The following is a 24,287-nucleotide window of genomic DNA, read 5'->3' as shown; positions in this document are numbered from 1 at the left end:
CCCGACAGTTTCGGGGCCCCGGAATTGAAGAGAACCACCATGAGCAGCCTGAACATCACCCCGTTAAGCTCGGCCCTCGGCGCACAGATCAGCGGCGTCGACATCAGCCAGCCGCTGAACCTGGAACAACGCGACGCCATCGAGCAGGCGCTGCTCAAATACCAGGTGCTGTTCTTCCGCAATCAGCCGATCGAGCCGTCGCAGCAGGCGCGTTTCGCCGCCTACTTCGGCGATCTGCACATTCATCCGATCTACCCGAACGTGCCGGAACAGCCGGAAGTGCTGATCCTCGACACCGCCGTCACCGACGTGCGCGACAACGCGATCTGGCACACCGACGTGACCTTCCTGCCGACCCCGGCCATGGGCGCGGTGCTCAGCGCCAAACTGTTGCCGGAGTTTGGTGGCGACACGTTGTGGGCCAGCGGCATTGCCGCGTATGAAGCGCTGTCGGCGCCGATGAAGGCAATGCTCGAAGGGTTGACCGCTACGCATGATTTCACCCGCTCGTTTCCGCTGGAGCGCTACGGCAACACCCCGGAAGCACTGGCGCAGTGGGAAGCGGCGCGGCGCAAGAATCCACCGCTGTCGCACCCGGTGATTCGCACGCACCCGGTGAGCGGACGGCGTTCGCTGTTCGTCAGTGAAGGGTTCACGTCGAAGATCAATGAGCTGTCGGAAACCGAGAGTGAAGCGGTGCTGAAGTTCTTGTTCGCCCACGCGACACGCCCGGAATTCACCATTCGCTGGCGCTGGCAGAAGGATGACATCGCGTTCTGGGACAACCGCGTGACCCAGCATTACGCGGTGGATGATTACCGTCCGGCGCGGCGGGTGATGCAGCGGGCTACGGTATTGGGGGATGTGCCGTTCTTTAAATAGGCACCGATCTTCCTGGTGCTTGAGCCGTCCTCTTCGCGGGCAAGCCCGCTCCCACAGGTACAGCGGCGTTCACAAGTTTTGTGTACGACTCGGCCCCTGTGGGAGCGGGCTTGCCCGCGAAAGCGTCAGAGCAGGCGCCGAATGACTCGGCGCCAGTCACTTATTCAGCCGTGGAAGGCTTCTCCCAAAGATTGATCCCGCCCTCCTGGGCAAACCGGTCAATTTCCGCCAGCTCCTGCGCACTGAAGCTCAGGTTCTTCAACGCTTCGACGTTCTCGATAATCTGCTCCGGCCGGCTCGCGCCGATCAGCGCCGAGGTCATTCGCGGATCGCGCAGCGTCCACGCCAACGCCAGTTGCGCCAGGCTCTGGCCACGACGCTTGGCGATCTCGTTCAGCGCCCGCACGTGAGCGATGTTGGCCTCGGACAAGTGCGAAGCCTGCAACGAACCACCGCCCGGACGATTGACCCGTGCATCCGCCGGCACGCCGTTGAGGTATTTGTCGGTCAGCAGACCTTGCGCCAGCGGAGTGAACGCAATCACGCCGGTGCCGAGTTCGTCGGTGGTGTCGAGCAGGTCCTTTTCCACCCAGCGGTTGAGCAGGTTGTACGCCGGTTGGTGAATCAACAGCGGCACTTTCCACTCTTTGAGCAACGCGGCGATTTCGCGGGTTTTCACCCCGGAGTACGACGAGATACCGATGTACAACGCCTTGCCTTGCTGCACCGCAGTGGCGAGGGCGCTGGCGGTTTCTTCCAGCGGGGTGTCCGGGTCGAAGCGGTGGGAATAGAAGATATCCACATAGTCCAGACCGAGGCGTTGCAGGCTCTGGTCGAGGCTGGCCAGCACGTATTTGCGCGAACCGCCGCCCTGGCCGTAAGGGCCGGGCCACATGTCCCAACCGGCCTTGCTGGAAATGATCAGTTCATCGCGGTACTGCTTGAAGTCTTCGCGCAGCAGGCGGCCGAAATTGGTCTCGGCGCTGCCGTAGGGCGGGCCGTAGTTGTTGGCCAGGTCGAAGTGGTTGATCCCCAGATCGAACGCGGTACGCAGCAACGCGCGCTGGGTGTCGATCGGCGTGCTGTCGCCGAAGTTGTGCCACAGGCCCAGCGACAGCGCCGGCAGCACCAGACCGCTGCGTCCGACGCGACGGTAAGGGATGGAGTCATAGCGGTTTTCGGCAGCGGTGTAAGTCATCGAATCCTCTCTTGTCGGTCTTGAATCGGGTGTCGATTGCTACGCAAATCTGTTGCCGGGCCGGGCGAGGCCAAGGTTCTGGCGCAAGGTCCGGCCCTCGTATTCGGTTCTGAACAGCCCGCGCCGTTGCAGTTCCGGAACCACGCCAATGGCAAAGTCTTCGAGCCCGCCCGGCAGGTGCGGCACCAGCACGTTGAAACCGTCCGCCGCGCCCTGCTCGAACCACTCCTGCAAGCGGTCGGCAATCTGCGACGGTGTGCCGACGACGCTGTAATGCCCGCGACCGCCGGCGATTCTGCGGCCCAGTTCGGCCAGGGTCAGATGCTCCCGGCCGGCCAGTTCGGTCAGCAGTTTCTGTCGACTTTGCTGGCCGCTTTCAATCAGCGGCAGTTCCGGCAGCGGCCCGTCCAGCGAGTACTTCGACAGATCGAAGTTGCCCAGCATACGCCCAAGCAGGGCGACGCCAACCTCGGGTTCGACCAATTGCTGAAACGTTTCACACTTTTCCTGCGCTTCGGCTTCCGTTTGTCCGACCACGACAAACACGCCGGGCATGATTTTCAGCGAATCGGCGCTGCGTCCGTACTTCAGCAAGCGGCCCTTGAGGTCGGCGTAGAACGCCTGGGCGCTGGCCAACGAGGTCTGCGCGGTGAACACCACTTCGGCCGTCTGCGCCGCCAGTTCACGCCCGGTTTCCGACGGGCCGGCCTGCACAATCACCGGCTGACCCTGTGGCGAACGCGCAACGTTCAACGGGCCCTTGACCCGAAAGTGTTCGCCGACGTGATCCAGCACATGCAGTTTTTCCGGATCGTAATACGCGCCGCTGGCCTTGTCGCGAATGAAGGCATCGTCCTGCCAACTGTCCCAAAGCCCGGTGACCACCTGATGAAATTCCCGGGCGCGGCTGTAGCGTTCGGCATGGCCGATGTGTTCATCGCGGCCGAAATTCTGTGCTTCGGCGGCGTTGTCCGAGGTCACCAGATTCCACCCCGCTCGCCCGCCCGACAGGTGATCGAGCGAGGCGAATTTACGCGCCACGTGGTAGGGCTCGTTGTAGCTGGTGGTCGCGGTGGCAATCAGGCCGATGTGCTCGGTCACCGCGCTCAAGGCCGAGAGCAACGTCAGCGGTTCGAAGTGATCCGAACGGGCCATGCGGCTGGCGATGTCCTTGGTCGGCGCGGCGACGCTGTCGGCGACGAACAAGGTGTCGAACTTCGCTGCCTCGGCAATCTGCGCCAGGCGTTTGTAATGGGCGAAATCCAGCCCGGCGTTGGCGGGTACGTCCGGATGCCGCCACGCAGCAACGTGGTGCCCGGTAGCCATGAGGAAAGCGCCGAGTTTCAACTGCCTGCTCATCTCAGAAGTCCTTGCGCAGTTGCACGCCGAAGTAGCGCTCGTCGTCGCGCGGCACAGCGCGGTAGATGTAGTTGCCACCGCTGGCGAGCAATGGCGAATACGTCTTGTCGGTGAGGTTATTGCCCAGCAACGCCACGCGCCAGCCATTGGAGTAATCGGCCAGTGCCACGCTGGCGTTCCAGAGACCGTAGGCGCCCTGTTTGGTGTCGGCGTTCTGGCTGATGTCGTACTGCACTTCGCTCTGCCAGCTGTAGTCGGTGCCGAGTTCGATATCCAGGCCGTTATCCAGCGCGATGGTGTAGTCGGCCCGCACGTAGCTTTTCCAGTCCGGGCTGAACGGCAGCGGTTTGCCGTTGACGTTGCACGACGCCGCCGCACCGGCCGGGCAGGCGAACTCATCAATCCGGGCGCGGGTGTAGGCCAGCGCGCCGGAGAACTTCAGTTGCTGGGTCGCCTGCAGAGCGAAGTCAAGTTCCACACCCTCGGTGCTGACGCTGCCGGCGTTGATTAGCCGAGTTACGACTTGCCCGGCGACGGTGTCGAAGAAGTTCGCCTGATAGTTGTCGTAGTCGCTGTGGAAAACCGCGAGGTTGGTGGTCAGGCGATTATTCCAGCTTGAGGCTTTGATACCCGCCTCCCAGGTGTTGGAGGTTTCCGGTTTCAGCGCTTCGGTGTCGCGCGGCTGCATGTTGAAGAACACGTTGTAGGCCGGGCCTTTGTAGCCGCGCGAGTAAGTCAGATAAGTGGTGACGGTATCGCTCAGGTCGTATTGCAAACCGAGCCGGCCGGACCAACCGTCCTCGTCCACCGAACCGGAACTCCTGGTGGCCGGTTGAATGCCGCTGACGGTGGTGGCGGAAGTGGAAACTCGACGGTGATCGTATTCCAGATCGTCGTGGGTGTAGCGCAGGCCGGCGATGCCACGCAAGTCCGAAGTGAAATTCAGCGTGCTCTCGCCGAACACTGCATAGCTGTCGCTGGTGGTGCTGTAATCGGCAACGCCGCGATCTGTGCGCGTGGTAGTGGTCAGCGTGCGCTGATAGGTCTCGTCATCCATGCCGTGCATGTAGAACAGGCCGCCGACGTATTCAAGGAACTTCATGGCTACCAACTGCTGCTGGCCTCGAGTTACTTCAGCGCGGAGCAAGAAGAAAACGCGGTACGGGCATTCCTCGGCTGGTCACCGGCGGCGCTGGTGGTGACCAGTCACTTCCACAGTCCGGGCACGGAAAAGATGCTCGCCGAAGCAGATATCCCGGTGATCGAGACCTGGGATTACCAACCGGATCGCGAACCGATTCAGATCGGTTTCTCGCACTTCGAAGTGGGGGTCAACGCCGCTCGTTATTTGCACGGCAAAGGCTATCGGCGAATCGCCTTCGTGCAGAACAGCGCGCCAGGTGACTTCAGCGCACTGGAACGCCGCGACGGTTACGCCGCGACCATGCGTGAATTCGGTCTGGAACCGTGGGTGTTCGCACCGGACGCCGATCACGCCCCGTTCGAGGCCGGCAAGCAAGGAATGGAAGCGCTGATGAACGCCTCACAACGCCCGGACGCCATCATCTTCGCCAACGACAACCTCGCCGCCGGCGGCCTGCTCGCCGGGCAACGCGCCGGCCTCAAGATCCCCGAAGACTGCGCCGTCCTCGGCTTCGGCGATTACCCGTTTGCCGAGATGCTGCTGCCGAGCCTGAGCACCATCAAACCGCCGGCGCTGGAGATCGGCGTACTCGCGGCGACGCGGGTGCTGGAAAGCCTGGGCGTGCTGCCGAGCGATGAGGTGCAGCGACTTAATTTGCTGCAATGCCAAGTCATCGAGCGAGAAAGTACCTGACCCAGAATTCTGTAAATCGGCCTTAAGCTGACAATTCACGCAAGGCAGCAGCAGCCAGAAATCCGGAGCGAGAGCTGTAACGCTGATCACGTCGTACAGTCTGGTCGATACGCTCCAGCAACTGCTCCGGGAGCGTAGCGTTGAAGCGCACCGACTTGCCGAAGTAGGGAGTGATATCAAACTCGACTACACCCCAGATACCGCCGGCGTAATCCGGATTCTCGAGATGGGCATCAATGTCCTGAACCCGAGGCAACGGTGCGCCATCAGCGACCAGTCCTTCATAGTGCAAGGCCAGTGCCTCCTGAGTGTTGTCAAATGCTTCGGCTACCGTAGTGCCTGCGGAGAAGCACCCGGGTACATCCGGGATAATCACTCCGTAGTCTGAGTCGGCATCCTTGTGCAGAACGACCGGGAATTTCATGTAAGTGAATCCTTCCTCTGACATGTCCATTAAGGGAATTTCGTTTCCAATGACGGGCTTCATTTCAAACCCGCCTGTTTCAAGATGCTGTTGATCGTTCCCTTGGGAAGATCTGAATCCGGATGCTTGATCGTCACCCTCCCTGGCTTGCCCGGATGTTTGTATTGGTGGTGACTGCCTTTGACGGCGACCAGATACCATCCATCCTCCTCGATCATCCTGATCATTTCCCGACTACGCATTTCCTTCGCCCTGTTCGACAGCAAGAGCTGCGTACTTTAAGAGCTGTCCTTCTTCATCAATACACACCATACACACTTGGAGACATATTAGCCTAGTGGACAGGCGCGTGTTTAATCGCCAGATCGGCGGTGGACGCGCCCTGGCACACAGCTCTCATAAACAGATGTATACGTGGCGAAATGTGTCGATCAGCATGAGCCCGACAGCTGACCTATGCTCAACATGAGCAAAGCCAGGACGACTCCCATCCACTGGTAGATCCCGACCATGCACACCGCAATCATCATCTTCTTCGGCCTGATCCTGCTGGCGCTGATGTTCTACATCGGCGAGCGCATCGGCTTCAGTCGGCAGACGCTGGCCTATGGCTTCGCGGCGTTGTGGCTGGCGTTGACGGTGATCAACGGGGCGGTCGGCGTGGTGCACGCCGGGCAGACGCTGGGGTCGGAGATTGCGATCGGCAGTGCCGTGTTCGGCGTGCCGATTGCGGCGATGGTGTTGTTCATGGTGCTGAGCGCCGAGACCTGAAAACGTCCCGGCGCCCTGCCCCGATCAACGCACCAGATGCAGGAACTGCATGTGCCGTTCGTATTGGTCGAGGATGTCGTTGATGATCTGCTCTTTCGTGTAACCGACCAGATCGTAGTCCTGACTGCCCTCGCTCAGATGCACTTCGGCGCGGTAATAGCGGCGATTGTTGAGCTGCTTGGAGCCCATGCCACCGCGGGCGAACGAAGGAGTGAAGTAGCCGCGCATCTGCACCTGGTAGATGAAAGGGTGCTGCTCGCCGTGACCGATTTCCAGGCTGACGCTGTCGTGCGCCGGATCGGGTTGCGTAACGACATTGAGCCCTTTCTCGGCGAACACGGCCGTCACTTCCTCGATGGCCGGTTTCACCGTGGTGTCCATGAAACGGTACACCTCGTCCCGCGACGGGAAGTGCACGGCCTGACTCAGGCGCTGGCGCCAGCCGCCCTTGCCCCGCCGTGAGCCGGACACCGGCGCCAGCGAATGCAGTTGCGCGATCTGCTTCTGCGACTGCAGATAGAAGGCTTTGTGCAGGCCCCACATCATCAGCAGCAGAATCATCGAGAAGGGCAGCGAGGTCAGCACCACCGCCGACTTAAGCGCATCGATGCTGCCGGAGAACAGCAGCGCACTGGTGATCAGTGCGGTCATCGCGCCCCAGAACACCCGCAGCCATTTCGGCCCGTCTTCATCCGGGTTTCCGCCCTTGGCCGACAGGGTCGAGAGCACCACGGTGCCGGAGTCGGCGGACGTGACGAAGAACACGAAGCTGATAAACACCGTCACCGCGATGACGGTCTTGCTCCACGGGTAGGTTTCCAGCAACAGGTAGAGGGTCATCGACGGGTTGTCTAGGGCCGAAATGCCCAGAGCCGACATACCGTGATTGAGCACCTGGTCGATGGCGCTGTTGCCGAAGATCGACATCCACGCCAGGGTGAAGCCGAGCGGGATCAGCAGCACGCCGAAGACGAATTCGCGGATGGTCCGGCCACGGGAAATCCGTGCGATGAACAGGCCCACGAACGGCGACCATGCAATCCACCAGGCCCAGTAGAACACCGTCCAGCCGCCGAGCCAGTCGCTCGGTTTGTTGTAGGCGTAGAGGTCGAAACTCTTCATCGGCAACGCGCCGAGGTAGTCGCCCAGATTCTGGATCAGGGTGTTGAGCAGATGCTGTGTGGGGCCGGCGAACAACACGAACAGCAGCAGCGCGCAGGCCAGCAGCATGTTGATGTCGGACATGACCCGCACGCCTTTATCCACGCCGGAGACGGCCACGATGATCGCCGCGCCCATCATCAACGTAATCAGGCCGACCTGAATCCACTGGGTGTGAGCGATGCCGAACAGGTAATCCAGACCCGAGTTGAGATGGAGCACGCCGAAGCCCATGTCCGCACCGAGGCCGAACACCGTGGCGATGATGCCGAAGCCGTCCACCGCGTAACCGATGGGGCCATTGATGCGCTTGCCGATCAGCGGGTACAGCGCCGAACGCAGGGCCAGCGGCAGGTTGTGCCGGTAGGCGAAATACGCCAGCGCCATGCCGACGAAAGCGAACACGCCCCAGCCGTGCAGACCCCAGTGCAGAAACAGAATCTGCATCCCCTGACGCGCCGCTTCAGCCGTGCCGGCCTCGCCTTGCGGCGGCTGAATCATGTGGGTCAGCGGTTCGGACACGCAGAAGAAAAACAGCGTGATGCTGATCCCGGCGGCGAACAGCATGCCGGCCCAGGACAGGTAACTGAATTCGGGTTCGTCGTGGTCGGCACCGAGTTTGATCTTGCCGTAGCCCGACAATGCGGTGACCACCACGAAGATCAGATAGAGGGTCATCGCGAGCATGTAGTACCAGCCGACCGTGTTGGCCGCCCAGTTCTGCGCTTCGAGAAGCCAGGCGCCGGCCTGTTCCGGCATGGCGATGACCGTCAGGCCGAACAGCAGGATCACCGTTGCGGCGAACCAGAACACCGGTGGATTCATGCGCACCAGACCGCTGGCGGGGGTGGAGGATGCACTCATGAACGGTGCACCTCACGGGGTTGGAAAATGGCTGAAATGATCGGACTCAGCAAAGGCAAGCCTCCTGTTGTGAGCGGGCAGCGAACCGCCGGTTTAACTTGAATGAACGTTCAAGTTAAACATGGATAGTACGCTCAGGACTAATCGCAGGGCTCAGCGGTACCTTTCGTACGCTAGCTCAAGGAGGGGTATGACGCTTTAGTGAGAGCGATCGTTCCCGCCTTGCGCGGGAACGATGAGGCGCAAGTGTTACTTCTGTGTCCCGTCATCATGCTGCAGATTGGCCTGGGTCAGGTTGCACCCGGCCGGCACGCTGCGGGTCAGCCAGACGTTGCCGCCGATGGTCGAGCCTTTGCCGATGGTGATCCGCCCGAGAATCGTCGCTCCGGCGTAGATCACCACGTCGTCCTCGACGATCGGATGCCGCGGATGGCCCTTCTGCAACTGGCCGTCCTCGTCCGCCGGGAAGCGTTTGGCGCCGAGGGTCACCGCCTGATAGATCCGAACGCGCTCGCCAATGATCGCGGTCTCGCCGATCACCACTCCCGTCCCGTGATCGATGAAGAAACTGCGGCCGATCTGCGCGCCCGGGTGAATATCGATGCCGGTTGCCGAGTGAGCGATTTCCGAACTGATCCGCGCCAGCAGCGGCAGGCCTGCGCGGTACAAATGGTGAGCCAGACGATGGTGGATCACCGCCAGAATCCCCGGGTAGCACAGCAGCACTTCATCGACGCTGCGCGCCGCCGGATCGCCGTGATACGCCGCCAGCACATCGGTGTCGAGCAGACTGCGCAGGCCCGGCAGCGCCAGAGCGAAATCCTGAATGATCCTGGTGGCCTGCGCCTCGACTTCGCTGTCATCCCGGGCGCTGTGGCGGGCGACGTAACGCAGTTCGAGTCGTGCCTGGGCCAGCAACGCATTCAACGCAACATCGAGGGTGTGCCCGACGTAAAAATCTTCGCTCTCTTCACGCAGATCCACCGGCCCCAGCCGCATCGGAAACAGCGCGCCGCACAGGGCTTCAAGGATCTGCGCCATCGCATCACGGGACGGCAATTCGCGACCGCCCTGCTCGCCGGAAGCACGGCCATTTTGTGCCCGCCACTGATCCCGCGCGGTACGCAGCTGGCTGACGATGGTCTGCAATTGCCAATGGCTGGAACGCTCGCTCACGGTAAAGACTCCTCACGGGCGGCCGGACTGTCTGGCCGCGTCAACGGCGACTACTTTACGGCAAGCCCACGGGCGCGAATTAAGAACCGATAGTGCTGGCTCAAGCACTTTTGGCTATAAGCGATTGGCGGTTGCCCCGGAAAATCGGCGTGCCTATAGTCCTGTGATCTTCCTCCGCCAGTACGGAACCATGTCCACACAACCGATCAAACAACAGCTGCAACGCTTTAACCGCCTCGACCTGCTCGGCCAACCGACCCCACTGGAAAAACTTGAACGCCTGTCCACCTGGCTCGGCCGCGATGTCTACATCAAGCGCGATGACCTGACGCCGCTGGCCATGGGCGGCAACAAGCTGCGCAAGCTTGAATACCTCGCCGCCGATGCCATCGCCCAAGGCGCGGACACCCTGATCACCGCCGGCGCACTGCAATCGAACCACGTTCGCCAGACCGCCGCGCTGGCCGCGAAACTGGGCCTGGGCTGCGTGGCCCTGCTGGAAAATCCGCTGGGCACCGATGACAGCAACTACACCGGCAACGGCAACCGCCTGCTGCTGGATCTGTTCGACACCAAGGTCGAGCTGGTCGACAACCTCGACAACGCCGACGAACAACTGGCCGCCCTCGCCGTGCGCCTGCGCAGCAACGGCAAGAAGCCGTATCTGGTGCCGATCGGTGGCTCCAACGCCCTCGGCGCGCTGGGTTACGTGCGCGCCGGTCTGGAGCTGGCTGAGCAGATCAAGGACACCGGGCTGCAATTTTCCGCCGTGGTCCTGGCCTCGGGCAGTGCCGGCACCCACAGCGGTCTGGCGTTGGCGTTGAGCGAAGCCCTGCCGCAACTGCCGGTGATCGGCGTAACGGTTTCGCGCAGCGAAGAAGATCAGCGCCCGAAAGTCCAGGGCTTGGCCGAACGCACCGCCGACCTGCTGGGCGTGGCGCTGCCGGACAGCTTCAAGGTCGAGCTGTGGGACGAATACTTCGGCCCGCGCTATGGCGAGCCAAATGCCGGGACGCTGTCGGCAGTGAAGCTGCTGGCCAGCCAGGACGCGGTGCTGCTCGATCCGGTCTACACCGGCAAAGCCATGGCCGGGCTGCTCGACGGCATCGGACGCGGGCGCTTCGATGAAGGCCCCATCATCTTCCTGCACACCGGCGGCGCTCCGGCGTTGTTCGCGTACAAGGACTTTCTGTAATTCGAAGCGCGTACCGCAGCGCTCGTTCCCACGCTCTGCGTGGGAATGCAGCCCGGGACGCTCCGCGTCCCCTTTGAAAGGACACGCGGAGCCAGGAAACACTCGGCAAACAACAACAAATATTCTAAATAAGAATAACAAATTGAAAATTCATTATTTTCCATTCTAAAAGAGCCGGCATATAGTCTCGCCGCAGGCGAATTTCGCGAGAGACGCATAAGCTGCTTTAAGGCAGGATAGCGCTGTCGTCCAATTCCCGGATTCGCCAACTTTCCTTAAGCGTCTTCCATAAGAAAACACAGGGGCTTGTCATGATTCTTTCCGCACTACGTCGAAATCTGCTGGTAGGTTCGCTGGGCCTGGCACTGAGCGCCGGTCTGCTGGGGCAGGCGGTTGCCGGTGAGCAACTGCAACAGATCAAGGACAAAGGCGTTATCAACGTCGGCCTGGAAGGCACTTACCCACCATTCAGCTTCGTTGACGAGAACGGCAAGCTGTCCGGTTTCGAAGTCGAGCTGTCCGAAGCACTGGCCAAGAAGCTGGGCGTGAAGGCCAAGATCCAGCCGACCAAATGGGACGGCATCCTCGCGGCCCTGGAATCCAAACGTCTGGACGTCGTGGTCAATCAGGTGACCATCTCCGACGAGCGCAAGAAGAAATATGACTTCTCCGAGCCGTACACCGTTTCCGGGATTCAGGCGCTGGTGCTGAAAGACAAGGCCGCCGCGCTGAACATCAAGTCCGCCGCTGACCTCTCCGGCAAGAAAGTCGGCGTGGGTCTGGGCACCAACTACGAACAGTGGGTCCGCGCCAACGTGCCGGGTGCCGACGTTCGCACCTACGACGATGATCCGACCAAGTTCGCCGACCTGAACAACGGCCGTACCGACGCCATCCTGATCGACCGTCTGGCTGCGCTGGAATATGCCAAGAAAGCGCCGAAAACCGTCGCTGCCGGTGAAGCCTTCTCGCGTCAGGAAGCCGGTATTGCCCTGCGCAAAGGCGAGCCTGAGCTGCTGGCCGCTGTGAACAAGGCCCTCGACGAACTGCGTGCCGACGGCACCCTTGAGAAGCTGTCCACGAAATACTTCAACGCTGACGTCACCAAATAATGGAAGAGGCTTTCCAACTCGCACTGGACTCCGCGCCCTTCCTCTTGAAGGGCGCGTACTACACGGTAATCCTCAGCCTCGGCGGCATGTTCTTCGGCCTGCTGCTGGGCTTTGGCCTGGCGTTGATGCGCCTGTCGCGTTTCAAGTCGGTCAGCTGGCTGGCCCGCATCTACGTGTCGTTCTTTCGCGGCACGCCGTTGCTGGTGCAACTGTTCGTGATCTATTACGGCTTGCCGCAATTGGGCATGGAACTCGACCCGCTGCCGGCGGCGCTGATCGGCTTCTCGCTGAACATGGCCGCCTATGCCTGTGAAATCCTGCGTGCCGCGATCGGTTCGATCGAACGCGGCCAGTGGGAAGCCGCTGCGAGCATCGGCATGACCCGCGCGCAGACCCTGCGCCGGGCCATCCTGCCGCAGGCCATGCGCACGGCCTTGCCGCCGCTGGGCAACAGCTTCATTTCACTGGTCAAGGACACCGCACTGGCCGCCACCATTCAGGTGCCGGAGCTGTTCCGTCAGGCACAACTGATTACCGCCCGGACTTTCGAAGTCTTCACCATGTATCTTGCCGCCGCGCTGATCTACTGGATTCTGGCCACGGTGCTGTCGCACTTCCAGAACAAGCTGGAAGAGCGGGTCAATCGGCACGACCAGGAGTCCTGACCCATGATTGTCGTGGAAAAACTGACAAAGCAGTTCAAGGGTCAAGTCGTGCTCAACGGCATTGATCTGGAGGTGAAGGAAGGCGAGGTCGTGGCCATCATCGGCCCCAGCGGCTCGGGCAAGACCACGTTCCTGCGTTGCCTGAACTTCCTCGAAGAACCCACCAGCGGTCGGATCAAGGTCGGCGAGATCGAGATCGATACCAGCCGCCCGCTGAACCAGCAGCAGAGCCTGGTGCGCAACCTGCGCCAGCACGTGGGCTTCGTGTTCCAGAACTTCAACCTGTTCCCCCACCGCACCGCCCTGGAAAACGTCATCGAAGGCCCGATCGTGGTCAAGAAGACCCCCCGCGATGCAGCCATTGCCCTGGGCAAGAAGCTGCTGGCCAAGGTCGGCCTGGCGGGCAAGGAAGACGCCTACCCACGGCGCCTGTCCGGTGGCCAGCAACAGCGCGTGGCGATTGCCCGGGCGCTGGCGATGGAGCCGGAAGTGATCCTGTTCGACGAGCCGACCTCGGCCCTCGATCCGGAACTGGTGGGTGAAGTGCTGGCGACCATCCGCGGCCTCGCCGAGGAGAAACGCACCATGGTGATCGTCACCCACGAAATGGCGTTCGCCCGCGACGTGGCCAACCGCGTGGTGTTTTTCGATAAAGGCGTGATCGTCGAACAAGGTGAGGCGAAAGCGTTGTTTGCCAATCCGAAAGAAGAACGCACTCGACAGTTCCTCAGCAAGTTCAGAAACAACGGCTGAGCCGCTAACTTTCCTGAACACAAACTTCCATGGATGGAAGTTTTATTTACATCCTTCCTGCCAAGAACTTAATCAATCCATTGCGGTACATATATATGTCCTGCAACAGACCCGGCGTAATTAAATTCAGTGCCCTTCGAATAGCCAGCTACCCAAACCAATCGACGTCAGAACCGTCAAACCCGGCAAAATCCGTGGCCCGATTCGCCAAGCCGGATAGGTAGAGTGCTTTATCGATGTAGGAGCATTCTGATAAGTCCGTAATTCTTCAATTAAACAATCCTGTCCGTTGACATGCCATTCGGCGAACTTTTATCTAGTCACTCATCGCAACCCGCACATCACCAAGACCCAATACCGATCGGCCGAGAAGTCCTGTTTTTTATTACCAGGTCATTCTGGTCTTTTGAACTTTCAGAAACGGATTTCGCTGCAAGGCTTCAAGGAGAGGATTTCATGACCCGCACTTCGCACATCCCCGAACTGGCCGCGCCGCGCCTGGCGCCCTCGCAAACCAACGGCATCAACCTCGCGGCAGCGGCCCGCTTGCGGGTCGATGTACCGCCCTATCCGGACATGGACACCGGCGACTTGATCGAACTTTTCTGGAACAACTGCTATGTCGCCTCTCATGTGCTGACAGCGCAGGATGTCGCTGCCCCGGTCAGCCTGCGAGTGCCGGAAAGCTTCATCGCCAGCGGCTCGTCACGCATCCACTATCGGGTCATGCGGGTGGGTCACGGGCCATCGCTGTCGGCAGCCGCGCGGGTCACGGTGAAGCTCGACTGCCCCGGCGGGCAGCCTCCAGCGCTGTGTGGCGACGAGAACCAGCAACTTGCACCGGTGACATTGCCCGACACCATTCGCCGCAACGGCGTCAACGCGAACCAGATCAGACGCGGCGTGCCGCTGACCATCGAGCCGTATCTGAACATGGCCGAAGACGACGCCATCACCTTGCGCTGGGGCGATGTACGGATGGACCTGGCGCGCATCACCCCGGCCGACATCGGCAAGCCGGTCCAGGTCTGGGTGCCACCGGCGATCATCACCGAAGCCGGTGAAGATCTGCGGCTGGACGTCACCTACTGCATCCTCGACCGGGTCGGCAACAACTCGCGCTGGGCGCCGCCGCGAACGCTGAAAATCGGCTGCGTGAACCCTTACCTCAAGGTGCCGCTCAAGAAAACGCTGAAGGCAGCAGAGCCGCGAAAAAAATAAGCATCGATGATCGGCGAGGGACAACGTCCTTCGCCGCCGCACGCTTAACCAGGCGGACCACGCCCTCTTCTATACATATTCCCAAAAGTTAGTTTATTTAAAATTTATACGCGTTTAGGGTATATAAACCGGACCACCGGACATTCTTTCGTTCGCCGCACTTTTGCGGCGTCTTTCATGAGATGTGAGGTAGGTAACATGGTCCGGAACACAATCACCCCAGTGCAGATCGCCAGGGCATTGCGTGCAGTCAAGGAGCGGCACTGATGTCCAGTCTGGCAGACGCAAACGTCCAGAGTGACCTAGACATCGCCCCGTTGTTGTTGCCCGCGCAAGTGCTGCGCAACGACGATCAAGCCATCAAGGCCGCCCATGAACTGGCGCAAGTCGCTCGCGTGCAGGCCGCCCAACGTGACCGCCAGCGCAAGCTGCCATGGTCGGAAATCGAACAGTTCACCCGCAGTGGTCTGGGCAGCATCGCCATCCCGCGCGAGTTCGGCGGCCCGCAGGTTTCCTTCGTCACCCTGGCCGAAGTGTTCGCGATCATTTCCGCAGCCGACCCGGCGTTGGGGCAGATCCCGCAGAACCAGTTCGGCATCATCAACCTGATCCTCGGCTGCGCTACCGAACAGCAGAAAAAACAGCTGCTGCAGAGCGTGCTCGAAGGTTGGCGCATCGGCAATGCCGGACCTGAACGCGGCACCAAGGACACCCTGGAACTGAAAGCGCGCATCATCGCCGACGGCGATGACTACGTGATCAACGGCCAGAAGTTCTATTCCACCGGCGCCCTGTTCGCCCACTGGGTGGCGGTCAAGGCGCTGAACGATGACGGCAAGCAAGTCCTGGCCTTCGTCCGTCGCGGTACCCCGGGATTGCGCATCGTCGATGACTGGTCGGGTTTTGGCCAGCGCACCACCGCCAGTGGCACGATCCTGTTGAACAACGTGCGGGTCGATGCCGGCCTCGTGGTGGACAACTGGAAAATCAACGAAAAGCCCAACACCCAGGGCGCAGTGTCGCAGCTGATTCAGGCAGCCATCGACGCCGGCATCGCGCGTGGCGCCATCGATGACGCCATCGAATTCGTCAAGACCCGCGCCCGGCCGTGGATCGACGCCAGGGTCGAGCGGGCCAGCGATGACCTCTACGTGATCGCCGACATCGGCAAACTGAAAATCGAACTGCACGCCGCCGAAGCATTGCTGCGCAAGGCCGGGCAAGTGCTGGATCAGGTACACGCCGCGCCACTGACCGCCGAATCCGCCGCCCGCGCTTCGATTGCCGTGGCCGAAGCCAAGGTGCTGACCACCGAGATATCGCTGCTGGCCAGCGAAAAACTTTTCGAACTGGCCGGCAGCCGCGCCACCCTCGCCGAATTCAACCTCGATCGTCACTGGCGCAACGCCCGGGTCCACACCCTGCACGATCCGGTGCGCTGGAAGTACCACGCGGTCGGCGCATATCGCCTCAACGGAAAACTTCCGGCTCGCCATTCCTGGATCTGACGACCAGAACACTTTGACCAGATCTCTGGAGAAACACATGACTCTTTCCCACCCCGTCGCGGTTATCACCAGCGACGAGCAAGCCCTGATCGTCGCCAGCGACCTGGCCGAAGATTTCCAGCGCGACAGCAACCTGCGCGACCGCGAACGCCGGCTGCCGCTGCCGGAGCTCGACGTGTTTTCCCGCTCCGGCCTGTGGGGCATCAGCGTGCCCAAGGAATACGGCGGCGCCGGCGTATCCAACGTGACCCTGGCCAAAGTCATCGCCCTGATCGCCCGGGCGGACGGCTCGCTCGGACAGATTCCACAGAACCATTTCTATGCCCTCGAAGTGCTTCGGGTGAATGGCAGCCACGAGCAGAAACAACGCCTGTACGCCGAAGTCCTCGCCGGCCGGCGCTTCGGCAATGCCCTGGCAGAACTGGGCACCAGGACCGCTCACGACCGAGTCACCAGCCTCAAACGCGACGGCAGCGGCTATCGCATCAACGGCCGCAAGTTCTATGCGACCGGCGCGATCTACGCCCAACGGATTCCAACGTCCGTCGTCGATGAAAACGGCGTGCAGCAACTGGTCTTCGTCCCGCGCGACAGCAAAGGCCTGACCGTGATCGACGACTGGAGCGGCTTCGGCCAGCGCACCACCGGCAGCGGTTCGGTGGTGTTCGAAGACGTGTATGTCGCTGCCGAAGATGTCATCCCGTTCCAGAGTGCTTTCGAACGCCCGACCCCGGTCGGCCCGCTGGCGCAGATCCTTCACGCCGCCATCGACACCGGCATCGCCCGCGCCGCTTACGAAGATGCGCTGCACTTCGTGCGCAGCAAGACCCGGCCATGGATCGATTCGGGCAACGACAAGGCCACCGAAGACCCGCTGACCCTCAAGAGTTTCGGCCATCTGAGCATTCGTCTGCACGCCACCGAAGCCTTGCTCGAACGCGCCGGCGAATTCCTCGACACTGCCCAGGCCGAGACCAACGCCGAGACGGTCGCAGCAGCCTCGATTGCCGTCGCCGAAGCACGGGCGATCAGCACCGAAATATCCCTGGCCGCCGGCAGCACGCTGTTTGAACTGGCCGGCAGCCAGGCCACCCTGATCGAGCACGGCCTCGACCGTCACTGGCGCAACGCCCGGGTGCACACCCTGCACGACCCGGTGCGCTGGAAGTATCACGCGGTGGGCAATTACTACCTCAACGATGAAAACCCTCCGCTGCGAGGGACCATCTGATGAGCAAGAAAAAGATCCTGCTCAATGCGTTCAACATGAACTGCATCGGCCACATCAACCACGGCTTGTGGACTCATCCACGCGACACCTCGACCCAGTACAAGACCCTCGAATACTGGACCGAGCTGGCACAGCTGCTGGAGCGCGGGCTGTTCGACGGGCTGTTCATCGCGGACATCGTCGGCGTGTACGACGTCTATCAGAACTCGGTGGACATCACCCTGAAAGAGTCGATCCAGTTGCCGGTCAACGACCCGCTGCTGCTGGTGTCGGCGATGTCTGCGGTGACCAAAAACCTCGGTTTCGGCCTGACCGCCAACCTCACCTACGAGCCGCCGTATCTGTTCGCCCGCCGCCTGTCGACCCTCGATCACCTGAGCCGTGGACGGGTGGGCTGGAACATCGTCACCGGCTATCTGGACAGCGCCGCCAAGGCCATGGGCCTGAGCGAACAGGTCGAGCACGACCGGCGTTACGACCAGGCCGACGAGTACCTCGAAGTGCTCTACAAACTCTGGGAAGGCAGTTGGGAAAACGGCGCGGTACTCAACGATCCACAACAGCGGATCTACGCGCAGCCAGACAAGGTGCACAAGGTCGAACACAAGGGCGAGTTCTATCAGGTCGAGGGTTATCACCTGTGCGAACCGTCGCCGCAGCGCACGCCGGTGCTGTTCCAGGCCGGCAGTTCGGATCGCGGTCTGCTGTTCGCCGGACGTCATGCCGAGTGCGTGTTCATCAGCGGCCAGAACAAGCCATCGACCAGGGTGCAAGTAGACAAGGTCCGTGCCAGCGCCGTCGAAGCGGGGCGCAACCCGGAGGACATCAAGGTGTTCATGGGCCTGAACGTGATCGTCGGCGAGACCGAGGAAGCGGCCTGGGCCAAGCACGCCGAATACCTGAGCTACGCCAGCGCCGAGGCGGGCGTGGCGCATTTTTCGGCGTCCACCGGGATCGATTTTTCCCGCTACGAAATCGACGAGCCGATCCAGTACGTCAAGAGCAACGCGATCCAGTCCGCCACCACGAACCTGCAGAACAACGACTGGACCCGGCGCAAATTGCTCGACCAGCACGCCCTCGGCGGGCGCTACATCACCGTGGTCGGCTCACCGCAACAAGTGGCGGATGAGCTGGAATCGTGGATCGCCGAGACCGGTCTGGACGGCTTCAACCTGACCCGCATCGTCACCCCGGAAAGCTATGTGGATTTCATCGACCTGGTGATTCCCGAACTGCAACGGCGCGGCTCGTACAAGACCGCATACGACACCGGCAGCCTGCGGGAAAAACTGTTTCACGGCGAAGCGCACCTGCCGCAGCAACACACGGGCGCCCACTACCGACACTAACCCTTGCACCGATCGTTCCCACCTCAGCATGGGAGCGATCAGGCTGATTCAACTGACTGGAAAACCACCATGACCAAGAAACTGCTCTCCCACCCAGTCAAAGCACTGGCCCTGGCCTTCGGCCTGTTCAGCTCGGCGGTGTTCGCTGCCGATGCGCCGTTGAAAATCGGCACCACCGCCGCGTTCGCGATTCCGCTGGAAGCGGCCGTCGAAGAAGCCTCCAAACAGGGCCTGAAAGTGGAACTGGTGGAGTTCACCGACTGGATCGCACCGAACGTCAGCCTCGCCGCCGGTGACATCGACGTGAACTACTTCCAGCACATCCCGTTCCTGGAAAACGCCAAGGCCGCTTCCGGTTTCGACCTGGTGCCGTTCGCGCCGGGCATCATCAACAACGTCGGCCTGTACTCGAAGCAATACAAAAGCTTCGACGAACTGCCTGAGGGCGCCAGCGTCGCCATCGCCAACGACCCGATCAACAGCGGACGCGGTCTGCAACTGTTGGCCAAGGCCGGTCTGATCACCCTGAAACCGGGTGTCGGCTACAAGGCCACCGAAGACGACATCGTCGCCAATCCGAAGAAGATCAAGATCCTCCAGGTCGAAGCCGTGCAACTGGTGCGCGCCTACGACGACGCCGATCTGGTCCAGGGCTACCCGGCCTATATCCGTCTGGCGAAGACTTTCGATGCCGGCTCCGCGTTGCTGTTCGACGGCCTCGACCACAAGGAATACGTGATCCAGTTCGTGATCCAGCCCAAGACCAAGGACGACCCGCGCCTGATCAAGTTCGTCGATATCTACCAGCATTCGCCGGCCGTTCGCGCGGCGCTGGATAAGGCCCACGGCAAGCTGTACCAGGCCGGTTGGGAAAGCTGAGGATGACGGCAGCCATTCAACGGCGACTGGATCTTCCAGAGTCACCCGCGCTTGCGCAGCGCACCGAACTGCATCCCGAACTGAACCGTGCCCATGTGCGTTTCGTCGGGCTCGGCAAAACCTACGACGGCAAACAAGGCCCGGTCGCGGCCCTGCAAGGCATCGACCTGGCAATCCAGCGCGGTGAAGTGTTCGGCATTATCGGCCGCAGCGGCGCCGGCAAGTCATCGCTGATCCGCACCATCAACCGCCTCGAACAACCGACCTCGGGCCGGGTGCTGATCGATCAGGTGGACATCGGCGAGTACGACGAAGATCGCCTCGTCGCCCTGCGCCGGCGGATCGGCATGATCTTCCAGCACTTCAACCTGATGTCAGCGAAAACGGTGTGGCAGAACGTCGAACTGCCACTGAAAGTCGCCGGCGTCCCGAAGGAGCAACGGGAAAAAAAGGTTCGCGAACTGCTGGAGCTGGTGGGCCTGCAAGCCAAGCACAAGGCGTATCCGGCGCAGTTGTCGGGCGGGCAGAAACAGCGCGTCGGCATCGCTCGCGCGCTGGTGCACGACCCGGACATTCTGCTCTGCGACGAAGCCACCTCCGCCCTCGATCCGGAAACCACACAGTCGATCCTCGGCCTGCTGCGCGAGATCAACAAACGCCTGGGCCTGACCATCGTGCTGATCACTCACGAAATGGCGGTGATCCGGGAAATCTGCGACCGCGTCGTCGTGCTGGAACATGGCCGCATCGTCGAACAGGGTCCGGTCTGGGAAGTGTTCGGCAACCCGCAGCACGAAGTCAGCCAGACATTGCTCGCGCCACTGCAACATGCCTTGCCCGAAGAGTTGCAGAGCCGTTTGCAGGCGCAACCGTCTTCGTCCGATGCGGCCGTGGTGCTGCGTTTGCAGTTCACCGGCAGCCAGCAGGATGAACCGGATCTGGCCGCGCTGTTCGCCGCCCTCGGTGGTCGGGTGAAATTGCTGCAGGGGGGCGTGGAGCGGATTCAGGGCCATGCACTCGGACAATTGCTGCTGGCAGTCGCGGGATCGAAGCTGAACGCCGAGGAACTGCGTCAGCGTGCGGGCCAGTGGGCACAACGCACGGAGGTGCTGGGTTATGTGGTTTGATCGCTTGCTGCAGGGTTTCATCGACACGTTTCTGATGGTTGGCGTGTCATCGCTGATTGCATTGCTCGCCGGGATTCCCATGGCAGTGATTCTGGTCACCAGCGACAAGGGCGGCATCTACGAGGCGCCAGTGCTCAATCGTGCGTTGGGTGCTTTCGTGAACCTGTTTCGCTCGATTCCGTTCCTGATTCTGATGGTGGCACTGATCCCGTTCACCCGGCTGATCGTCGGCACCACCTACGGTGTCTGGGCGGCCGTTGTGCCGCTGACCATCGCGGCCACGCCGTTTTTTGCGCGGATTGCCGAAGTAAGCCTGCGTGAAGTCGACCACGGCTTGATCGAAGCCGCGCAGGCCATGGGTTGCCGGCGCTGGCACATCGTCTGGCATGTGCTGCTGCCCGAAGCGCTGCCGGGCATCGTCGGCGGGTTCACCATTACGCTGGTGACGATGATCAACTCATCGGCAATGGCCGGAGCGATTGGCGCCGGCGGTCTGGGCGACATCGCCTATCGCTACGGCTATCAGCGCTTCGACAGCCAGATCATGCTGACCGTGATCGTGCTGCTGGTGGCGCTGGTGGCGGTGATTCAACTGGGCGGCGACCGTCTGGCGCGAGGGTTGAACAAGCGCTGAATCCCATGGCGTATAGTCGGCAACATCCATTGTCAGCGCAGCCCGACCATGAAACAGACGCCTATCGATCTGGAACAGATCACCTCCACTACCCTCGGCCACTACAACGCGGTGGCCGAGGATTTTCGTGAAGGCACCCGCGACCATGATGTCAGCCAGAACATCGACGCCCTGCTGCGGCATATTCAGGCTGAAGGGCCGCTTTCCATTCTCGACTTCGGCTGCGGGCCGGGCCGGGACTTGCAGACCTTCACACGGATGGGTCACATCGCCGTCGGCCTCGACGGCGCGGAAAAATTCGCGCAGATGGCTCGAGAGGACAGTGGCTGTGAAGTGTGGTGTCAGGACTTTCTGAAGCTGGATCTGCCGGCAGAACGCTTCGACGGAATCTTCGCCAATGCGGTGCTGTTTCATGTGCCGTTGCAGGAATTGCCACGGGTGTTGAAGCAGTTGCACGGGACACTGAAACCGGGGGGCGTGTTGTTCAGCTCCAATCCTCGCGGGGACAACCGTGAAGGCTGGAACGGGCCGCGTTATGGCTCGTACCACGATCTGGAGGCATGGCGCGGGTTGTTGACCGCTGCCGGATTCGTGGAACTTGAGCATTACTACCGGCCGGCAGGGTTGCCGCGGGAGCAGCAGCCATGGCTGGCGAGTGTCTGGCGCAAAACCTGAAACTCAGGGCCTCGCCTCAATCTGAAACCGGGTCGGCGCACTTTCGGGTGAACGCACCGTAAGGCTCCGCCCGGGCAGCGTCTGCCCCTGTACTTCACGCGCCTGAATATCAAAATTGGCCAGCAAAAGCGTGCCGTCTTCAAAGGAGGTCTGCTGAACCAGCCGGTCCGCGCTCAACCATTCGAAACCGGTGAGCGCCTGGGTCGCCAGACGCTCATGCAAAGGCCGGAAGAACGCATCCTGACGGGCAATCTGCGGCAATCGCTGTGCAAGCGTGTCAGCACTGAGGTGATACAGCGGCGCAACGTTGTAGAGCAACTGTGCGAGTTCGTTGTCCGCCCTTACATTGGTCAGTTTCAGACTATCGAACAGCCAATGGTGGGACGTGATGACCGACCCATGGAACACCGCCTGATACAACGGCAAGCGGCTGGCCGGATCAAAGTGAATACGCCGCAAAGACTCTTTGATCGGCACAGGTTTGAAGAAAACCTCTGGCTGCTCCGGCGGATACCACTTGCCTGCAAAGTACCTGGATTCGGGGTTCTTGCTCATTTCGACGTCACCCCAACCGATCACCGGGGTCTGCATGCCATGGGTGAACAACACGCCTTGCGCGGTCGTTGCGTTGCCATCCTCTGAACCGGTGGGCAGTTTCAACACTTCATTGATCCAGCGTGATGCCCCGATGTTGCCTGCGGCATTCTGGGCCTGGGTCATCGTTGCCCCGGGTCGGTAGCTGTCGAACAGCATGCCGGTGGCATAGGCATCGAGAAACCAGCTGTTGAAACCGGCGGCGTCGCGAATCGCCGCGACCCGCTGTTCAAGCAACGGCCGCACGCAACGTGGATCGGTGTAATGCCCCGATTGCTGGAAGCCGCTTTTCAGCGTTCCGTCGCTCTTTACGATTGCGCATTCAAGATTTGCCTTGTCCCCCAGATGGGCCGTGGTCCAGTCAGGGTTTTCATTGCGGCTCAGCGCCGTTTCATAGGAGTCATACGGTGCGATCAGATAACCCGCCGCCACGCCGGCCTTGATCGCCTCGGGGTGCCACAGGCCACCTTCCCAGCCTTCGCCCAATCCCAACCACAGACGCAACAGACCGGCATTCTGTACTTGCCTGATCGTTTCCAATGACAAGGTGCTGCCCCAGCGCTCGGGCTCGGGGGTCAGCGCTTCACCGAGTGAAGCTGCCACTTGCGCGCGCACATCAGCGTAACCGCTCGCCAGAGCCTGCATGTCCGGCACGGCACGGGCCTGCCAGGTCTTGCGCGCCAGCGTATTCAAGGCGTGGTTGAGACTGCGCAGAAGCACTTTTTTCTGATAACCGTTCAACACCGTGCCACTGGCAAGGATCTGCAACGCCTCATGATCCATTCCCGCTTTCAGTTCACGGATCAACGCATCACCCCCGCGCAAGGTGTCGAGCAGCAAGGGCCAACTGCGTACATCCCTGGCGCCCAGCAGGTCGTTGCCCCACAGGTACAGATGACTGGCGCCCAACAGCCGCTTCGCCTCAGGTGTTTTTTCGAATTTGCTGTTCAAGCTTTCATGGCGACCGTTATCGATCAGCCACTGCCGGTAGCGTTTGGCGCCAGCCAACGGGTCGGCCGCCCCGAGAAACAGGGTGAATGTCATTGGTGTGGACGGCTCGAGCGGGGTGAAACGATGCCGGGCGGACAGTGCCAGAGCCTTGCCCTGGTCGCTGAACAGCAGCCGATTGTTGTAGGGATTGGTCATCAGCCAATGCAGGCTGAACCCGTCATGTTCAACGCCCCAGAGCGGCAAGCTCAGATCCTGAGTGGTATTGAATTCCCCCTGACTCAACAGAAAGGCCTGCCATACCGGATCGCCACGCGGCACATAGTGCCCCTCGGCCAGAGGCCAGATCAGCGCCTTGCCCAGCGCGCTGGCGGGCTGATGGAGAAATTCCAGTTCTGCCGGCTCACGCGCCTTGATCGAGAAGGACAGATCACGTTGATCGAGCGTGGCGCTGAGGGTCCAGGCCCCGCCATCCCATTGCCAGTCGATGCGGTTGTCGCGTCTGCTCAACTGACTGACCTTGTGTGGGGCAATCCCGGCCGATGCCTGCACCGTCTCGCCGCCGGCCGGGGTGACACGGACAGCCAGCGTTGCAGGATCGAGTTGCACGCGCCACAGCGAGTTTTCCAATGACGTGTCGGCCCATGACAGGGATGAAACGCACAATCCGGCAATCAGCAATAGCGCGCGCAGCCAGCGAATAACGGTAGACATCAGACGT

The 24,287-nt window shown here is 61.2% G+C and carries 22 protein-coding genes and 1 pseudogene; 15 read left to right on the top strand and 8 right to left on the bottom strand.

Annotated elements, in window-relative coordinates; all coding sequences use genetic code 11:
* Positions 1-39 precede the first annotated feature (39 nt).
* Positions 40-882, top strand: coding sequence for a taurine dioxygenase (gene tauD / locus CAF79_RS12385; protein ID WP_085698001.1), 843 nt, complete (start codon positions 40-42; stop codon positions 880-882).
* A gap of 160 nt (positions 883-1,042) precedes the next feature.
* Here tauD and mgrA read toward each other — a convergent pair whose 3' ends face one another.
* The 3 genes and pseudogenes from mgrA to CAF79_RS12370 form a co-directional block, all read right to left on the bottom strand.
* Positions 1,043-2,080 (bottom strand): L-glyceraldehyde 3-phosphate reductase, encoded by a 1,038-nt coding sequence (gene mgrA, locus CAF79_RS12380; protein ID WP_085698000.1) that lies wholly within the window; start codon positions 2,078-2,080, stop codon positions 1,043-1,045.
* A gap of 39 nt (positions 2,081-2,119) precedes the next feature.
* Positions 2,120-3,439, bottom strand: a complete 1,320-nt coding sequence (locus CAF79_RS12375; RefSeq protein ID WP_085697999.1) for an LLM class flavin-dependent oxidoreductase — start codon at positions 3,437-3,439, stop codon at positions 2,120-2,122.
* A 1-nt stretch (position 3,440) separates the two neighbouring features.
* A pseudogene (locus CAF79_RS12370) lies at positions 3,441-4,433 on the bottom strand (TonB-dependent receptor); the annotation flags it as partial.
* Here CAF79_RS12370 and CAF79_RS12365 point away from each other — a divergent pair.
* Complete coding sequence (locus CAF79_RS12365; protein ID WP_371917922.1) at positions 4,314-5,276, top strand: substrate-binding domain-containing protein; 963 nt, start codon at positions 4,314-4,316, stop codon at positions 5,274-5,276. The pseudogene CAF79_RS12370 and the gene CAF79_RS12365 sit on opposite strands and share 120 nt — an antisense overlap.
* Positions 5,277-5,298: 22 nt before the next feature.
* On the opposite strand, the gene CAF79_RS12360 is transcribed toward CAF79_RS12365, so the two are convergent.
* Together CAF79_RS12360 and CAF79_RS12355 are read right to left on the bottom strand one after the other, a co-directional pair.
* The gene (locus tag CAF79_RS12360; RefSeq protein WP_371917921.1) at positions 5,299-5,763 is read right to left on the bottom strand and encodes a type II toxin-antitoxin system HicB family antitoxin; all 465 of its coding nucleotides are present in this window, start codon (positions 5,761-5,763) and stop codon (positions 5,299-5,301) included.
* Positions 5,760-5,942 (bottom strand): type II toxin-antitoxin system HicA family toxin, encoded by a 183-nt coding sequence (locus CAF79_RS12355; RefSeq protein WP_065261145.1) that lies wholly within the window; start codon positions 5,940-5,942, stop codon positions 5,760-5,762. Before CAF79_RS12355 ends, CAF79_RS12360 begins: the two co-directional genes overlap by 4 nt.
* A gap of 268 nt (positions 5,943-6,210) precedes the next feature.
* On the opposite strand from CAF79_RS12355, the gene CAF79_RS12350 reads away from it, so the two are divergent.
* Positions 6,211-6,471: a hypothetical protein gene (locus CAF79_RS12350; RefSeq protein WP_085697997.1), complete on the top strand. Its 261-nt coding sequence runs from the start codon at positions 6,211-6,213 to the stop codon at positions 6,469-6,471.
* Positions 6,472-6,495: 24 nt separating this feature from the next.
* Here the strand turns inward: CAF79_RS12350 and betT are convergent, their stop codons facing one another.
* The gene (betT, locus tag CAF79_RS12345) at positions 6,496-8,457 is read right to left on the bottom strand and encodes a choline transporter BetT (RefSeq protein ID WP_170929725.1); all 1,962 of its coding nucleotides are present in this window, start codon (positions 8,455-8,457) and stop codon (positions 6,496-6,498) included.
* Between the two features lie 288 nt (positions 8,458-8,745).
* Positions 8,746-9,672, bottom strand: a complete 927-nt coding sequence (gene epsC / locus CAF79_RS12340; protein ID WP_085697995.1) for a serine O-acetyltransferase EpsC — start codon at positions 9,670-9,672, stop codon at positions 8,746-8,748.
* Positions 9,673-9,862: 190 nt separating this feature from the next.
* Here epsC and CAF79_RS12335 point away from each other — a divergent pair, with 190 nt between their 5' ends.
* The 12 genes from CAF79_RS12335 to CAF79_RS12280 all read left to right on the top strand — a co-directional run bounded on the left by CAF79_RS12335 (position 9,863) and on the right by CAF79_RS12280 (position 22,024).
* Entirely contained in the window at positions 9,863-10,867 is a 1,005-nt protein-coding gene (locus tag CAF79_RS12335) for a D-cysteine desulfhydrase (RefSeq protein ID WP_085697994.1), read from the top strand.
* A 311-nt stretch (positions 10,868-11,178) separates the two neighbouring features.
* Positions 11,179-11,979 (top strand): cystine ABC transporter substrate-binding protein, encoded by an 801-nt coding sequence (tcyJ, locus tag CAF79_RS12330; protein ID WP_085697993.1) that lies wholly within the window; start codon positions 11,179-11,181, stop codon positions 11,977-11,979.
* Complete coding sequence (tcyL, locus tag CAF79_RS12325; protein ID WP_011331947.1) at positions 11,979-12,644, top strand: cystine ABC transporter permease; 666 nt, start codon at positions 11,979-11,981, stop codon at positions 12,642-12,644. Before tcyJ ends, tcyL begins: the two co-directional genes overlap by 1 nt.
* Before the next feature lie 3 nt (positions 12,645-12,647).
* Positions 12,648-13,397, top strand: a complete 750-nt coding sequence (tcyN, locus tag CAF79_RS12320) for an L-cystine ABC transporter ATP-binding protein TcyN (RefSeq protein WP_064382730.1) — start codon at positions 12,648-12,650, stop codon at positions 13,395-13,397.
* A gap of 456 nt (positions 13,398-13,853) precedes the next feature.
* Positions 13,854-14,618, top strand: a complete 765-nt coding sequence (locus tag CAF79_RS12315) for a hypothetical protein (protein WP_085697992.1) — start codon at positions 13,854-13,856, stop codon at positions 14,616-14,618.
* A 266-nt stretch (positions 14,619-14,884) separates the two neighbouring features.
* Complete coding sequence (locus tag CAF79_RS12310) at positions 14,885-16,126, top strand: SfnB family sulfur acquisition oxidoreductase (protein ID WP_085697991.1); 1,242 nt, start codon at positions 14,885-14,887, stop codon at positions 16,124-16,126.
* Positions 16,127-16,163: 37 nt separating this feature from the next.
* Positions 16,164-17,357, top strand: a complete 1,194-nt coding sequence (locus tag CAF79_RS12305) for an SfnB family sulfur acquisition oxidoreductase (RefSeq protein WP_085697990.1) — start codon at positions 16,164-16,166, stop codon at positions 17,355-17,357.
* On the top strand, positions 17,357-18,709 hold the full coding sequence (locus CAF79_RS12300) for an LLM class flavin-dependent oxidoreductase (RefSeq protein WP_085697989.1): 1,353 nt from the start codon (positions 17,357-17,359) through the stop codon (positions 18,707-18,709). Before CAF79_RS12305 ends, CAF79_RS12300 begins: the two co-directional genes overlap by 1 nt.
* A 69-nt stretch (positions 18,710-18,778) precedes the next feature.
* Positions 18,779-19,588, top strand: a complete 810-nt coding sequence (locus CAF79_RS12295; RefSeq protein WP_085697988.1) for a MetQ/NlpA family ABC transporter substrate-binding protein — start codon at positions 18,779-18,781, stop codon at positions 19,586-19,588.
* A gap of 2 nt (positions 19,589-19,590) precedes the next feature.
* Positions 19,591-20,715, top strand: a complete 1,125-nt coding sequence (locus CAF79_RS12290) for a methionine ABC transporter ATP-binding protein (protein WP_085697987.1) — start codon at positions 19,591-19,593, stop codon at positions 20,713-20,715.
* The gene (locus tag CAF79_RS12285) at positions 20,705-21,349 is read left to right on the top strand and encodes a methionine ABC transporter permease (protein ID WP_065261159.1); all 645 of its coding nucleotides are present in this window, start codon (positions 20,705-20,707) and stop codon (positions 21,347-21,349) included. The genes CAF79_RS12290 and CAF79_RS12285 overlap by 11 nt, the downstream gene beginning before the upstream one ends.
* A 48-nt stretch (positions 21,350-21,397) precedes the next feature.
* On the top strand, positions 21,398-22,024 hold the full coding sequence (locus tag CAF79_RS12280) for a bifunctional 2-polyprenyl-6-hydroxyphenol methylase/3-demethylubiquinol 3-O-methyltransferase UbiG (RefSeq protein ID WP_085697986.1): 627 nt from the start codon (positions 21,398-21,400) through the stop codon (positions 22,022-22,024).
* Between the two features lie 3 nt (positions 22,025-22,027).
* Here CAF79_RS12280 and CAF79_RS12275 read toward each other — a convergent pair whose 3' ends face one another.
* Positions 22,028-24,280 (bottom strand): glycoside hydrolase, encoded by a 2,253-nt coding sequence (locus CAF79_RS12275; RefSeq protein WP_085697985.1) that lies wholly within the window; start codon positions 24,278-24,280, stop codon positions 22,028-22,030.
* Between the last annotated feature and the right edge of the window lie 7 nt (positions 24,281-24,287).

The sequence above is a fragment of the Pseudomonas sp. B26(2017) genome (assembly GCF_002113045.1).
Taxonomy (GTDB): Bacteria; Pseudomonadota; Gammaproteobacteria; order Pseudomonadales; family Pseudomonadaceae; genus Aquipseudomonas.
Note: the sequence above shows the minus strand (reverse complement) of the source record. Positions and strands in the feature narration are given on the sequence as shown.